The organism is Sphingobium sp. TB-6 (assembly GCF_012927365.1).
Lineage (GTDB): Bacteria > Pseudomonadota > Alphaproteobacteria > Sphingomonadales > Sphingomonadaceae > Sphingobium.
Window position 1 is genome coordinate 226,348 of sequence record NZ_JABBGL010000005.1, and the last position, 12,873, is coordinate 239,220.

General features: G+C 65.3%; 11 protein-coding genes. 10 read left to right on the forward strand and 1 reads right to left on the reverse strand.

Annotation, left to right across the window (positions count from 1 at the left end; all coding sequences use genetic code 11):
• The first annotated feature begins 11 nt into the window (after nt 1–11).
• Nucleotides 12–1,016 carry a serine O-acetyltransferase EpsC gene (epsC, locus tag HHL26_RS09450; RefSeq protein ID WP_066558668.1) on the forward strand — a complete coding sequence of 335 codons (1,005 nt, stop codon included), beginning with the start codon at nt 12–14 and terminating at the stop codon, nt 1,014–1,016.
• Nucleotides 1,017–1,129: 113 nt separating this feature from the next.
• Here epsC and HHL26_RS09455 read toward each other — a convergent pair whose 3' ends face one another.
• Nucleotides 1,130–2,794, reverse strand: coding sequence for an alkaline phosphatase family protein (locus tag HHL26_RS09455; protein ID WP_066558665.1), 1,665 nt, complete (start codon nt 2,792–2,794; stop codon nt 1,130–1,132).
• A gap of 77 nt (nt 2,795–2,871) precedes the next feature.
• Here HHL26_RS09455 and HHL26_RS09460 point away from each other — a divergent pair, with 77 nt between their 5' ends.
• The 9 genes from HHL26_RS09460 (at nt 2,872) to HHL26_RS09500 (ending at nt 12,793) form a co-directional block, all read left to right on the forward strand.
• Entirely contained in the window at nt 2,872–4,893 is a 2,022-nt protein-coding gene (locus HHL26_RS09460) for a protein-disulfide reductase DsbD domain-containing protein (protein ID WP_066558663.1), read from the forward strand.
• The gene (locus HHL26_RS09465; protein WP_066558661.1) at nt 4,893–5,630 is read left to right on the forward strand and encodes a TlyA family RNA methyltransferase; all 738 of its coding nucleotides are present in this window, start codon (nt 4,893–4,895) and stop codon (nt 5,628–5,630) included. Before HHL26_RS09460 ends, HHL26_RS09465 begins: the two co-directional genes overlap by 1 nt.
• Nucleotides 5,631–5,717: 87 nt before the next feature.
• Nucleotides 5,718–6,776, forward strand: coding sequence for an efflux RND transporter periplasmic adaptor subunit (locus HHL26_RS09470; protein WP_066558655.1), 1,059 nt, complete (start codon nt 5,718–5,720; stop codon nt 6,774–6,776).
• Nucleotides 6,777–6,788: 12 nt separating this feature from the next.
• Nucleotides 6,789–9,893, forward strand: a complete 3,105-nt coding sequence (locus HHL26_RS09475) for an efflux RND transporter permease subunit (RefSeq protein ID WP_169576085.1) — start codon at nt 6,789–6,791, stop codon at nt 9,891–9,893.
• 20 nt (nt 9,894–9,913) lie between these two features.
• Complete coding sequence (locus tag HHL26_RS09480) at nt 9,914–10,462, forward strand: TspO/MBR family protein (protein ID WP_066558651.1); 549 nt, start codon at nt 9,914–9,916, stop codon at nt 10,460–10,462.
• A 46-nt stretch (nt 10,463–10,508) separates the two neighbouring features.
• Nucleotides 10,509–10,799: an accessory factor UbiK family protein gene (locus HHL26_RS09485; protein WP_066558646.1), complete on the forward strand. Its 291-nt coding sequence runs from the start codon at nt 10,509–10,511 to the stop codon at nt 10,797–10,799.
• Nucleotides 10,800–10,891: 92 nt separating this feature from the next.
• Entirely contained in the window at nt 10,892–11,398 is a 507-nt protein-coding gene (locus HHL26_RS09490) for a YbjN domain-containing protein (protein WP_066558644.1), read from the forward strand.
• Between the two features lie 10 nt (nt 11,399–11,408).
• Nucleotides 11,409–12,221 carry a pyrroline-5-carboxylate reductase gene (locus HHL26_RS09495; RefSeq protein WP_066558642.1) on the forward strand — a complete coding sequence of 271 codons (813 nt, stop codon included), beginning with the start codon at nt 11,409–11,411 and terminating at the stop codon, nt 12,219–12,221.
• Nucleotides 12,222–12,289: 68 nt separating this feature from the next.
• A complete protein-coding gene (locus tag HHL26_RS09500) occupies nt 12,290–12,793 on the forward strand; it encodes an asparaginase domain-containing protein (protein WP_066558638.1) in 504 nt (167 codons plus the stop codon).
• Nucleotides 12,794–12,873: the final 80 nt, after the last annotated feature.

A 12,873-nucleotide genomic window follows, 5' to 3' on the forward strand; every position in this document is an offset into this window, starting at 1 on the left:
AAGAGGCGCATATGACGGCAGAAGGCGAAAAGGAAATCGCCCAGGGTTATTGGGATATAGACCGGCTGGCGGCCGAATTGGGCGCGGTGCGGCGGCGCTGGCGGCAGGCGCAGGATCATCATGCCGAATATGGCGCGGAGGGATTTCCCTCCCGCGCCACGCTGACCAAGATCATGGCGGCGCTGTGCGGCGCGCTGTTTCCGCTGCGTCTCGGCCCCAGCTTCGTGCGCCTGCATAATGAGGACGCCTATGTCGCCCAGACGTTGCAGACGGTGCTGAGCCGCCTTTACGGGCAAATCCGGCTCGAACTCATCTACGCGATGAAGGACGATCCGATCGAAACCGTGGACCGGGAAGCGATGCGCATCATCGGCGCCTTCGCGGAAAGTCTGGCGGCCCTGCGCGAACTGCTCGACAGCGATGTGGAGGCGGCCTTTCTGGGCGATCCGGCAGCGCGCAGCGTGGACGAGGTGCTGATCTGCTACCCATCGATGATGGCGATCACCCATCATCGCCTGGCGCATCGGCTCTATCAATTGGGTGCGCCGCTGGTGGCGCGGATCATCTCCGAAATCGCGCATGGCAGCACAGGGATCGACATTCATCCGGGCGCGACGATCGGCCGCAGCTTCTTCATCGACCATGGCACCGGCGTGGTGATCGGGGAGACGGCGATCGTGGGGGACCGGGTGCGCATCTATCAGGGCGTGACGCTCGGCGCGCGCAGCTTTCCGGCGGATGAGAAGGGCGCGCTGGAAAAGGCTCTGCCGCGCCATCCGATCATCGAGGATGATGTGGTGATCTATGCCGGCGCGACGATATTGGGCCGCATCATCATTGGCAGCCGGTCAGTGATTGGCGGCAATGTCTGGCTGACCGACAGCGTGCCCGCCGACAGCAATGTCCGCCAGGCCAAGGCGCATTATGAAGTGACCAGCCGGGTGGAAGTCTCCGCCCCCCATCGCGTTCACGCGCTGGTGGAGGAAGGACGCGAAGGGATAGCGGAGAATATTTAGGCAGCGCTAAGCGCCTCGTGCTCCTGCGCAGGCAGGAGCCCAGTTCCACAGTTGATCCGATGAGGCCAGGTTTGAACTGGGCTCCTGCCTGCGCAGGAGCACGGTGCTTGATATTAATTGGCGCAGCTATCCCCATCCCCCGCGATCAGGTCCAGGCAGCGACCGTCGATCTCATCCTTCTGCACAGGCAATTTGATCAGCGCGGCCAGCGTCGGCATGATGTCGACCGTCTCGATACCCAGCGGCTGTTCGAAATGAGTCAGCCTCTTGCGCCAGAACAGGATCGGCACGCGGCGGTCGGTATCCCAGGGCGAGCCATGGGTCGCGACCGATCCCATCACCGCCTGTTCGGGGATCGACATGACTCGCGGCTTCAGTAGCAGAAGCAGATCGCCCGAACGCCGCGGGTCGAAGCTGGCCCGCGCCTCCTGGATCAGCAACCAGCTTTCCGGCGGGCCGGAAGGTGAAGGCGTGGCGGCGATCTCCGCCTTGGTGAACACGGTTTGCACCTGGGGATGGGCGCGCAGCAGGGCGAGCGTTGCGGCCTCCACCTTGGTCCGCTGCGCCGCCGTCAGGCTACGGTCGAAATAAAGATCGCCCGCCGGGCCGTCGCCCCAGATCAAGGTCTTGCCCAAGATGCCGGTCTTTTCCGCGATGGCCGCCGACAGAGCCTTGGGCGTCAGCGCCTTGTCGACGCGCTGCTCCATCGGCATGGCGTTCAGCCGATGCCGTTCGGGCAGGTCATGGCCGCCATGATCGGCGGTCAGCACCACCACATAGTCCAGCCCATCCTTGTCCAGCCGGTCGAAAAAGGCTCCCAGTTCGCGGTCGAGCCGGTCGACCTGGATGCAGCTTTCCGTGCCTTCTGTGCCGTAGGTGTGGCCGATATAATCGGTGGCTGACAGGCCGATGGAGATGATGTCGGTCTGCGCCTGCTTGCCCAGCGCCATATTCTCGATCGCCGCCGCCGCGAAGGCCAGGGTCATCGCGTCCTGCTCGGGCGAGATGCGGAAACCCTTGTAATCGCCCGCTTCCCGCGCGAAACGGCCAGTGCCGACGGTGCGGTCCCCAGCCTTCACCGGGAAATCCTTGGCCATGCATTGCGGCGGCAGCTCGAAGCCGGGATTGGGCTCTGCCAGCCGCTGGGCCATGACGTCGTTGACCTTGGCCACCAGTGGCGGCGTCGCCACGCCCTTGTAGCTGACATAGCCTTTCGGTCCGCCAAGCCACCAGACCTGATCGGCGGTCGGCCCGCCCATCATGATGGCGGCGCGGTCCTTGCCCGCGACCGATACGACGCGGGTGGCCGGATTGGCGATCTTCATCCGTCCGCCCAGCGTCGGCACCTTCAGATGCACCGGAGAGGCCTGATAATTGTCGCTGCTTGTTCCCGGCTGCGTCTCATCTTCCGCGCAATAGACCGACTTGTCGGCGCGGGCGGCGCCAAGGTCGAACCAGCTATTGGCGATGATGCCGGTGCGCGAAGGGCGGCTGCCGGTCAGGATGGTGCTGTGGCCGGGGCAGGTTTCGGTCGCGGCGTGGCTCTGATAACCGCGAGGGAAGACGATGCCCTGTTCGGTCAGCCGCTTGAGGCCGCCGCTGTAATATTGCCGGTATTCGCTGAACAGATCAGCGGAAAACTGGTCGACGGAGATGGCGACGATCAGCTTGGGCGGAGTGACGGGAGCGGTTGCCGGGGCGGGAGGCGCCGCCGGGGTCTGGGCCAGGGCCGGCAGCGAACTGGCCAGAAGCAGGGCGGCCACGATATTTTTCAACATTATGGGATACCTTCTGATGCCTTGACGGCGGATGCATCGGGACCTAGCCCCCTTGCGTCTACCGGAACAGAGGCCCGATGCGGTTTTTTCATGTCCTTCTGATGACAGTCTTTTTGCTGCTCGCGCCGACTGCGGCGCGGGCGCAGGGCGCCTTTGGTCAGGGCACGCCCCATATCGCGGCGGAACTGACCACCGAAAGCGCGACGCCGCAGCCGGGGAAAGGCACGGCCATCGCCTTTTCCATGACGCCCGAGCCGGGCTGGCACGGCTATTGGGAAAATCCGGGCGATGCGGGCCTGGGCATGACGGTCAAATGGACGTTGCCCAAGGGCGTGACCGTCGGCGCGCTGCGTTATCCGGTGCCGGAGACGCTGCTGATCTCGGGCCTGATGAACCATGTCTATGAAGGCTCCTATGGCGTGCTGGCGAACCTGACTATCGCGCAGGACGTGCTCGTGGGCACAAAGCTGCCGATCCGGGTCCGCGCCGACTGGCTAGCCTGCACGGACAAGGTCTGCGTGCCCGAAGGCGCCGAACTGACGCTGGACCTGACCGCAGGCGACGGCGCGATCCTGCCCGGCAACAGGGCGCAGTTCGACGGCTGGCGCAGTCACCTTCCACGCCCCCTGGGCAGCGAGGCGAGCTATGCGGTTGTCGATGGCCGCCTGCGCCTGTCCGTGCCCTTCCCGGCGGCGGCGAGCGCCCGCGACGTCCATCTGTTCGCGCTTGCCGATGGCCTGACCCGCTATGCCGCCCCGCAAAAGGTCACGCGCCAGGGCGACCGGCTGCTGATCGAAACCGAAGCCGGGCAGGGCTTGAAATCCGGTCCGGTCCAGGCCGTCCTGCGCACCGGCGATCATGTGGGCTTCCTGTTGACGGCCCAGCCCGGCGCCGTTCCCGCCGTCCGGTCCGCCACGCTCCACACCGTCCTGATCGCGCTGGGTGGAGCGCTGCTGGGCGGTCTGCTGCTCAACATCATGCCCTGCGTCTTTCCGATTCTCGGACTCAAGGCGATGAAGCTTGCCCGCGCGGGCGGCGATGAGCGCATCGTTCGGCACGAAGCATTGGCCTATAGTCTCGGCATCATCCTTACCTGCCTCGCTCTGGGTGGCCTGCTCCTTGGCCTGCGCGCCGCAGGTACGGCGGTGGGCTGGGCCTTCCAGTTGCAGGATCCGCGCATCATCCTGCTGCTGCTGCTGCTGGTGACGGCGATCACGCTCAACCTTGCCGGACTGTTCGAACTCAGCGCTTTTGGCGGCGGCGACAGGCTGGCGGGGAAGGGTGGGGCTTCCGGCGCCTTCTGGACCGGCGCGCTGGTCGCCTTCGTCGCGACGCCCTGCGCTGGGCCGTTCATGGGCGCGGCCATGGGGGCGGCCCTCATCCTGCCGTTGGCCGCGGCGCTGGCGATCTTCGCGGGCCTTGGCCTTGGACTGGCGCTGCCCTTTCTGGCGCTGGCCTATGTCCCCGCGCTCCGCACCCGCCTGCCCAAGCCCGGTCCGTGGATGGGGCGCCTTCAGAAGATATTGGCGATCCCAATGGCGCTGACCGCGCTTGGCCTGCTGTGGCTGCTCGGCCAGCAAAGGGGCGTTCCGGCCATCCTTCTCGGTCTTGGCGCGGCGCTGATGCTTGCGGTCTTCCTCTGGTGGCTGGGGCGCAGGCAGCGGCACGGCCTGCGCGGCGGGCTGGCGGTGGTCTGCGCCGCGTTCATCCTGTTCGCCGGAGCCGCAGCGATGCTCCCCACCCACGCGCCTGCCGCTGCGGCATCGGCAAGGGGCGTGCCCTTCGACGAAGCCCGTCTCGCCAGCTTGCGCGCCGCCAGGAAGCCGGTCTTCCTCTATTTCACCGCCGACTGGTGCCTTACCTGCAAGGCCAATGAAGCCGCCGCCATCGACCGCAGCGAAACCCGCGCCGCTTTCGGGAAGGCAGGCGTCACCGTGATGGTGGGCGACTGGACCAATGCGGACCCCGCCATCACCCGGTTTCTGGAAGGGCAGGGGCGTTCCGGCGTCCCGCTCTATCTGTGGTACGCCCCCGGCAGGGAGGCGCAGACATTGCCCCAACTCCTGACCCCCGCCACCCTGACGGCTTTGGTGCCCTGATGGCCAAGATCCGCGCCGATCAGTTGCTTGTCGACAACGGCCTGGCCGAAAGCCGCGCCCGCGCACAGGCGCTCATCCTCGCCGGCCTCGTCTTCTTGGGCGATAGAAAGATCGAAAAGGCGGGCCAGCAGGTCGCCGCCGACGCCGAGCTGGAGGTGAAGGGCCGCGATCATCCCTGGGTATCGCGCGGCGGCATCAAGCTCGCCCATGCGCTGGAGCATTTTCATATCGACGTGACCGGCGCCGTCGCCATCGATGTGGGCAGCTCGACCGGCGGCTTCACCGATGTCCTGCTCACCCATGGCGCGGCGCGGGTCTATGCGGTCGACAGCGGCACCAACCAGCTTGCATGGAAGCTGCGCTCCGACCCCCGCGTCATCGTCCATGAACAGACCAGCGCCCGCATCCTGACCGCCGATCATATCCCGGAGCCGGTGGATATCATCGTCTGCGACGCCAGCTTCATCTCGCTCGCCAAAGTGCTGGACCGCCCGTTGAGCTTCGCCCGCCCCGGCGCGCGCCTCGTCGCCCTGATCAAGCCGCAGTTCGAAGCGGGGCGGGAGGAAGTCGGCAAGGGCGGCGTGGTGCGCGACCCTGCCATCCATGAACGGGTGTGCAACGAAGTCCGGGACTGGGCGCTTTCCAAAGGATGGCGGGTCGAAGGCATCACCGCCAGCCCGATCACCGGACCGCAGGGCAATGTCGAATTTCTTCTCTCCGCAATATTTGGTGGATAATCCCGCCCTATTCGTTTCGTCGCTATAGTTACCATTCGCGACAAATGCCCATTTGAGTCGCTTGCAAAGGCCGATTAGCCCGATCCCATGCGCACCATCCTGCCTATCTTCCTGATCGCGCTGACCCTTTCCGCCTGTGGCGGTCAAAAGGAAAAGAAGGCGCGTCCGCCAGCGTTGGTCGAAGCCGCGCCGATCGCGTCCGAAAGCTTCACCGACAATCTGGACGCCGTCGGCACCGCCTTCGCCAACGAACAGGTGGTGCTGTCCGCCCCGGTGACGGAGCGTATAACCTCTATCCATTTCAGCGACGGGGGCTTTGTCAGCAAGGGGCAGGTGATCGCCACTCTGGCCGTGGGGCAGGAACAGGCCGAACTCGCCGCCGCCCAGGCCCAGGCGCTTGCAGCCCAGCAGCAACTGGACCGCATCCAGGCGTTGAAAGCGCGTGGCTTCGCGACCGCCGCCAGCCTCGACCAACAGGTCGCGCTGGCCAATGCCGCCCGCGCCAGCGCGCAACAGGCCCGCGCTTCCATCAGTGACCGGGTGATCCGCTCGCCTTTCCCCGGCTGGGTCAGCCTGCGCACCGTATCGCCCGGCGCCATCGTCACCGCCGGCACGCCGATTGCGACGGTCAGCGATATTTCGCGGATCAAGCTGGACTTCACCATTCCCGAAACCCGCCTGTCGATGATCCGGGAAGGGCAGGCGATCAAGGCGGTCTCCGCCGCCTGGCCCGACCGGCCCTTCACCGGCACGATCGCGACCATCGACCCGGTGATCGATCCCGCCACCCGCGCTGTCAGGATACGCGCCATCCTGCCCAATCCCGACCGCGCCCTGAAACCCGGCATGCTGCTGACCGTCAACGTGATCGCAAAGCAGCGCCAGTCGCTGGCCGTCCCCGAACTGGCGGTGGTGGGCGACGGCGAGGATCGCTTCGTCTTCGTGGTGGAGGAAGGCAAGGCCAAGCGGACCAAGGTCGATACCGGCATCCGCCAAAACGGCCTGGTGGAGATATTGGGCGGGGTGAAGCCGGGCCAGACCGTCGTCACCGATGGTGTCGTCAAGCTGACCGATGGCGTGCCGGTGCGCCTGCCGGGCGACAAGCCGGAAGCGAAAAGCGCGAGCGCCGACCGGGCGGCCGGTTAGGGAGGCAGGGCCATGCAGCTTTCGGACCTGTCCGTCCGTCGTCCGGTCTTCGCGGCGGTCATCGCGGTGCTGCTCTGTATCGTCGGGGCGGTCGGCTATCTCAGCCTTTCCATCCGCGAATATCCCGATACCGACCCGCCGATCGTTTCGGTCGAGACCAGCTATACCGGCGCGGCGGCTTCGGTGGTGGAAACCCGCATCACCCAGATTATCGAGGATGGCGTCGCGGGCGTCCAGGGCATTCAGAACATCACCTCGACCTCGCGGGACGGCGTTTCATCGGTCAGCATCGAATTCGATCCGTCGCGGGACATCGATTCCGCCGCCAATGACGTGCGCGATCGCGTCGGCGGCGTCGTGGAGGATTTGCCCGAGGATGCGCTGGCCCCGGAAATCCGGAAGGTCGATGCCGATGCGCGGGCGATATTGTTCATCGTCTTCACCAGGGATGGCTGGACCCCCACGCAGATTGCCGACTATCTCGACCGCAACGTGCTGGACCGCTTTTCGGCCATTGACGGCGTCGCCCGCGTTACCGGCGGCGGCGACGAGCGGCCCTCCACCCGCATCTGGCTGAATGCCGAGAAGCTCGCCGCCTTCGGCATCACGCCCGGTGACGTCGAAGCCGCCCTGCGCGCCCAGAATGTGGAGCTGCCGGCCGGACGCTTCGAATCGAAGGACCAGAACCAGACGCTGCGTGTCGAGCGCGCCTTTTCCACCCCAGAACAATTTGCCGGGCTGGTCGTCGGGCGCGGCGCGGACGGCTATCAGGTGAAGCTGGGCGATGTGGCGCGGATCGAGCAGGGCGCGGAAAATCCCTACACCTCCTTCCGCTCCAATGCCGCGACCGGCGTCGGCGTGGGCATCATCCGCCAGTCGGGCGCCAACACGCTGGACGTCGCGGAAAAGGCGAAGGCGCTGATCGCTGAACTGCGTCCCACGCTTCCGGCGGGCATGAAGGTCACCATCGGATCGGACGAATCGCTGTTCATCAGCCGCGCCATCGACAATGTCTATGACACGCTGGGCGAAGCGGCCTTACTGGTGGTCCTCGTCATCTTTCTCTTCCTCGGCTCGTTGCGGGCGACGATCATCCCGTCGATCACGGTGCCGATCTGCCTGCTGGCGACCTGCGCGGTCATGTGGTTGCTGGGCCTGTCGATCAACCTGCTGACCCTGCTCGCCTTCGTGCTGGCGATCGGGCTGGTGGTGGACGACGCCATCGTCGTGCTCGAAAATGTCTATCACCGCATCGAACAGGGGGAAGACCCGCTGGTCGCCTCCTATCTTGGCACGCGGCAGGTGGGTTTTGCGATCATTTCGACGACGCTGGTGGTCTGCGCGGTGTTCGTGCCGGTGATGTTCCTGGCCGGGCAGACCGGCCTTTTGTTCCGTGAACTGGCCATTGCGATGATCGCCGCCATCGCCTTTTCGGGCTTCATCTCCTTGAGCCTCGCGCCGATGCTCTGTTCGAAGCTGCTGCGGCATTCCGAAAGATCCCGCCTGTCGCATTGGGTGGATGCCCGGTTCCAGCGGTTGGAGGCGGCCTATGCGCGCCTGCTCGACCGCGTGCTTCAACGGCCTGTTCTGGCCATCGTCCCTGTGCTGCTGTTCCTCGCCGCCGCGGGCGCCCTGTTCACCATGCTGCCGACCGAACTCGCCCCGGCGGAGGATACCGGCGTCGTCGATGGACAGGTGACGGCGCCCGAAGGCACCGGCTTCGACCGCATGAAGACCTATATGCAAAAGATTGAAGCCGATCTTCAGCCGCTGCGCGACCAGGGGACGCTTCAGGTGCTGAACATCCGCGCGCCCGCCGGTTTCAGCAGCAGCGACGATTTCAACGGCGGCAACATCATCGCCTTCCTGCGTCCGTGGGAGAATCGCACGATCACCACGGCGCAGGTGGCCGACACGATCAACAAGGTGATCGCCAACCAGCCGGGCGTGCGCGGTAATGTCGCGCCGCGTTCGGGGCTTGGCCGGGGGCGTGGCCTGCCGGTCAATCTGGTGCTGGCCGGATCGACCTATGAGGGGCTGGTCGCCGCGCGCGACCGCATCATGGCCGCCGCCGCGACCAATCCGGGCTTCATCAACCTCGATTCCGATTACAAGGAAACCAAGCCCCAGATGCGGATCGAGGTGGATCAGCAGCGGGCGGGCGATCTGGGCGTGTCGGCCAACGACATCAGCCAGGCGTTGCAGACCCTGCTCGGCTCCCGCCGCGTCACCACCTATGTCGACCGGGGCGAGGAATATCGCGTGCTGGTGCAGGCCGAGCGGGAGGGGCGTCAGACCCAGGCGGACCTGGAACGCATCAATGTGCGCAGCCGCACAGGCGCCCTGGTGCCCTTGTCCGCCGTCGTCACCGTCCGCGAAGTCGCCGGCCCGCGCCAGCTCAACCGCTATAACAAGCTGCGCGCTATCACCCTGACCGCCGCGCTGGCGCCCGGCTATTCGCTGGGCGAGGCGCTGAACTTCCTGGAAGACCAGGCCCGCCAATCGCCGGAGATCCTTGCCATCGGCTATCGCGGGGAGAGCCAGTCGCTGCGCGAAACCGGCGGGTCGATCTGGCTGGTCTTCGGGCTCACCATATTGATCGTCTATCTGCTGCTGGCCGCGCAGTTCGAAAGCTTCATCCATCCCGGCATCATCATCGCCACCGTCCCGCTGGCGGTCGCGGGCGGCGTGCTGGGCCTTGCGCTGACGGGTGGGTCGGTCAATCTCTACAGCCAGATCGGCATCGTCATGCTGGTGGGGCTGGCGGCGAAGAACGGCATTCTGATCGTCGAATTCGCCAACCAGCTACGCGACGAGGGGCTGGAGATCGGCGCGGCCATCCGTCAGGCCGCCGCCCGCCGCCTGCGTCCGATCCTGATGACGTCCATCGCCACGGTCATCGGCGCGGTTCCGCTGGTCATTCGCGGCGGGGCGGGGGCTGCGGCGCGCCATTCGATCGGCGTGGTGGTGGTGTCCGGCGTCAGCCTGGCGACGCTGATCACGCTGTTCCTGATCCCCATCCTCTATTCGCGGGTTGCAGGACGAACCGTTTCACCGCAAACCGTCAGTCGGCGGCTTGACTCGGCCTTGAAGGATTCGCCCGAAGCCGCTGAGTAAAAGGTGGAGCTTCGTTGCCGATGAACGAGATTGCGTCTCCGGGTCAATTACGTCTTGCCTATGCGCGCTGGGCATTGATTACTGTGCCCGCCATTGTTTTCCTTGGCTTTCTTTCCGGCAAGCTCGCCAATAGTGGTTATGGCAATCGCTGGTTCGCGGCGCTGGCCAAGCCGGATCTGATCCCGCCCGGCTGGGCCTTCGGCGTGGCCTGGACGGTTCTCTACATATTGATGGCCCTGGCCTTCGCCATCGTCCTGCATGCGCGTGGCGCAAGGGGGAGGGGGACGGCCATCGTCGCCTTCGTCGCGCAATTCATCCTCAACCTCCTCTGGTCTCCTCTTTTCTTCCGCGCGCATCAGGTGGATCAGGCTCTGGTCCTGATCGTCGCGCTGGCCGTGCTGGTCGCTGTCACGACCGTGCTTTTTTGGCGCGTCCGCCGCGTCGCGGGCCTTTTGTTGCTGCCCTATCTGTGCTGGCTGGCCTTCGCCTCCTACCTCAACTATGAGATCGGCCGCCTCAATCCGGATGCGGAAAGCCTTGGCAAACCCGCATTCCAGACCCAGATATGATTTTTGGCGCCGGACAGAATGGCGCCGCACGGAAGGACGAAGCATCATGCAGAGCGAAAACCGCTTTTTCGACGACCTTGCCAAGCTGGTGAACGGCGCGGCCGGAACGGTTGCGGGCATGAGCCGGGAATTTGAGACCAACGCCCGCGAAAAGGCCAAACAATGGATCGGCGGCATGGATTTCGTCAGCCGCGACGAATTCGACGCGGTCAAGGCGCTGGCCGCCGCCGCCCGCGAGGAGGTGGAGTTGCTGAAGGCCCGCCTCGACGCGCTGGAGGGCAAGGCGCCCGAACCGGTCAAGAAGACGGTACGCGCCAAGCCCAAGGATGGGGAATAACTGCCGGTTTCCACGGCAGAAGCGAAGTTGTCCACGCATTTTCCACCTCGCCCCGGTTTCCTCCGGCGGTAAAAATGCTTTAAGGCGCGCAAATGATGGACAGCGACGAATATGAAAATGGCGGCCAGGAGGCTGCGCCGATCGACATGCTGGCCGCCTATTTCGAGGCGCATGGCTGGAGCTACGATCAGGTCGGTGAGGATGAAATCGTCGCCAGCACGCAGGGGTCGTGGGCGCAATATGAGTTGCGCGGCATCTGGCGCGACGAGGATCAGGTGCTGCAATTGCTCGCCCTGCCCGACATCCGGGTGAACGAGGACAAGCGCTCCGCCATCTATGAAACGCTGGGTCTGATCAACGAACAGCTCTGGCTTGGCCATTTCGAACTCTGGTCGTCGAGCGGCATCGTCCTCTTCCGTCACGGTGCGCTGCTAGGCGCAGGCGGCGTGCTGACGCTCGACCAGGCGCAGATACTCGTCGAAACCGCCATCGACGAATGCGAGCGCTTCTACCCGGTGTTCCAGTTCGTGCTGTGGGGCGGCAAGACCCCGGCCGAAGCCATTTCCGCCAGCCTCATCGAAACCCGCGGTGAAGCCTGAGACATTCCCCATGACCGATATTTGGCCCGACCATCTTTTCCTTGTCGGCTGCGGCAATATGGCGGGACAGATGCTGCGGCGGTGGCTCGCCTGCGGCCTCGATCCGGCAAAAGTCACCGTGCTGCGCCCGAGCGGCAAGGCGGTGGCGGACGGGGTGGCCGTGGTCACGGACTATCCGGCATCGCTGCCCGCCGGCACCACGATATTGCTTGGCATGAAGCCCTATCAGCTTGGCGATGTCGCGGCCTTTCTCGCGCCGCTTTGCGGTGCCGATGTGCGGATCATCTCGATTCTGGCGGGAACGCCGCTGGCCGATCTGCGCTCCGCCTTTCCGGCGGCGGGCGAGATCGTCCGCGCCATGCCCAATCTTCCGGTGGGCATAGGGGAGGGTGTGACCGCGCTCCATGCGGATGCTGGCATCGCGGCGCCGTCGCGAGCGGCGGTGGAGGCGTTCATCGCCCCGCTCGGCCTTGCCGAATGGATCGCGGATGAGGGCCAGTTCAACGAAGTCACCGCGCTGTCCGGATGCGGCCCCGCCTTTCTGTTCCGCTTTATCGACGCTTTTGCGCGTGCCGGTGAAGCGCTTGGCCTGCCCGCCGATCAGGCCGCCCGCATGGCGCTCGCCACGGTGCGCGGTTCGGCCAGCATGGCGGCCATGGCCAGCGAAAGCCCCGCCGTGCTGGCCGACCGCGTAGCCAGCCCCGGCGGCATGACGCGGCAGGGGCTGAACGTGCTCGACGCCGATGATCGGTTGCTGAAGCTGCTTACCGATACGTTGGTCGCCGCCCGCGACCGGGGCGAGGAAATGGCCAGGGGTCAATAAGGCCGCGGCGGTTCACGTCACTACGGAAATGCTTTAAGGGGGCGGCCTTCCCCCTCTGGAGTCCTGCAATGCTGTCGCCCGAAACGCCCATTCTTGTCCTCACCACCGGCGGGACGATCGACAAGATTTATTTCGATGCGCTGTCCGATTATCAGGTCGGGGAGACGGTGATGGCGAAGCTGCTCGACATCGCTCGGGTCAAGCGGCCCTTCCGCATCGAGGAAGTGGTGCGCAAGGATAGTCTGGAACTGGACGATGCCGACCGGGCGCTGATCCGCGATCGCGTCGCCGCCGCGCCGGAAAGCCATGTCATCATCACCCACGGCACCGATACGATGACGGAAACGGCGAAATTTCTCTCCGCCATCCCCGGCAAGACGGTGGTTCTGGTCGGTGCGCTTGCCCCGGCGCGCTTCGGGGAGAGTGACGCCAGCTTCAATCTCGGTATGGCCTTCGCCACGGTCCAGGTCGCGGCGCCCGGCGTCTACATCACCATGAGCGGGTCCGTCTTTAACGCCGGCAAGGTCGTGAAGGATCGCGTCAAGGGCGCCTTCGTTCCGACCAGGGATTGAGTGCGTTTGCCTCCGTCATTCCCGATTTTCCGGGAATGACGATCATGGCAAGGGCGGGAATCCAGCCAAACCGAACACCA

What these genes read in the sequence shown, in the direction of transcription:
- HHL26_RS09470 (WP_066558655.1), top strand. Translation starts at nt 5,718, where the DNA reads ATGCGCACCATCCTGCCTATCTTCCTGATCGCGCTGACCCTTTCCGCC.
- epsC (WP_066558668.1), top strand. Translation starts at nt 12, where the DNA reads ATGACGGCAGAAGGCGAAAAGGAAATCGCCCAGGGTTATTGGGATATA.
- HHL26_RS09460 (WP_066558663.1), top strand. Translation starts at nt 2,872, where the DNA reads ATGCGGTTTTTTCATGTCCTTCTGATGACAGTCTTTTTGCTGCTCGCG.
- HHL26_RS09455 (WP_066558665.1), bottom strand. Translation starts at nt 2,794, where the DNA reads ATGTTGAAAAATATCGTGGCCGCCCTGCTTCTGGCCAGTTCGCTGCCG.
- HHL26_RS09475 (WP_169576085.1), top strand. Translation starts at nt 6,789, where the DNA reads ATGCAGCTTTCGGACCTGTCCGTCCGTCGTCCGGTCTTCGCGGCGGTC.
- HHL26_RS09465 (WP_066558661.1), top strand. Translation starts at nt 4,893, where the DNA reads ATGGCCAAGATCCGCGCCGATCAGTTGCTTGTCGACAACGGCCTGGCC.
- HHL26_RS09500 (WP_066558638.1), top strand. Translation starts at nt 12,290, where the DNA reads ATGCTGTCGCCCGAAACGCCCATTCTTGTCCTCACCACCGGCGGGACG.
- HHL26_RS09485 (WP_066558646.1), top strand. Translation starts at nt 10,509, where the DNA reads ATGCAGAGCGAAAACCGCTTTTTCGACGACCTTGCCAAGCTGGTGAAC.
- HHL26_RS09490 (WP_066558644.1), top strand. Translation starts at nt 10,892, where the DNA reads ATGATGGACAGCGACGAATATGAAAATGGCGGCCAGGAGGCTGCGCCG.
- HHL26_RS09480 (WP_066558651.1), top strand. Translation starts at nt 9,914, where the DNA reads ATGAACGAGATTGCGTCTCCGGGTCAATTACGTCTTGCCTATGCGCGC.
- HHL26_RS09495 (WP_066558642.1), top strand. Translation starts at nt 11,409, where the DNA reads ATGACCGATATTTGGCCCGACCATCTTTTCCTTGTCGGCTGCGGCAAT.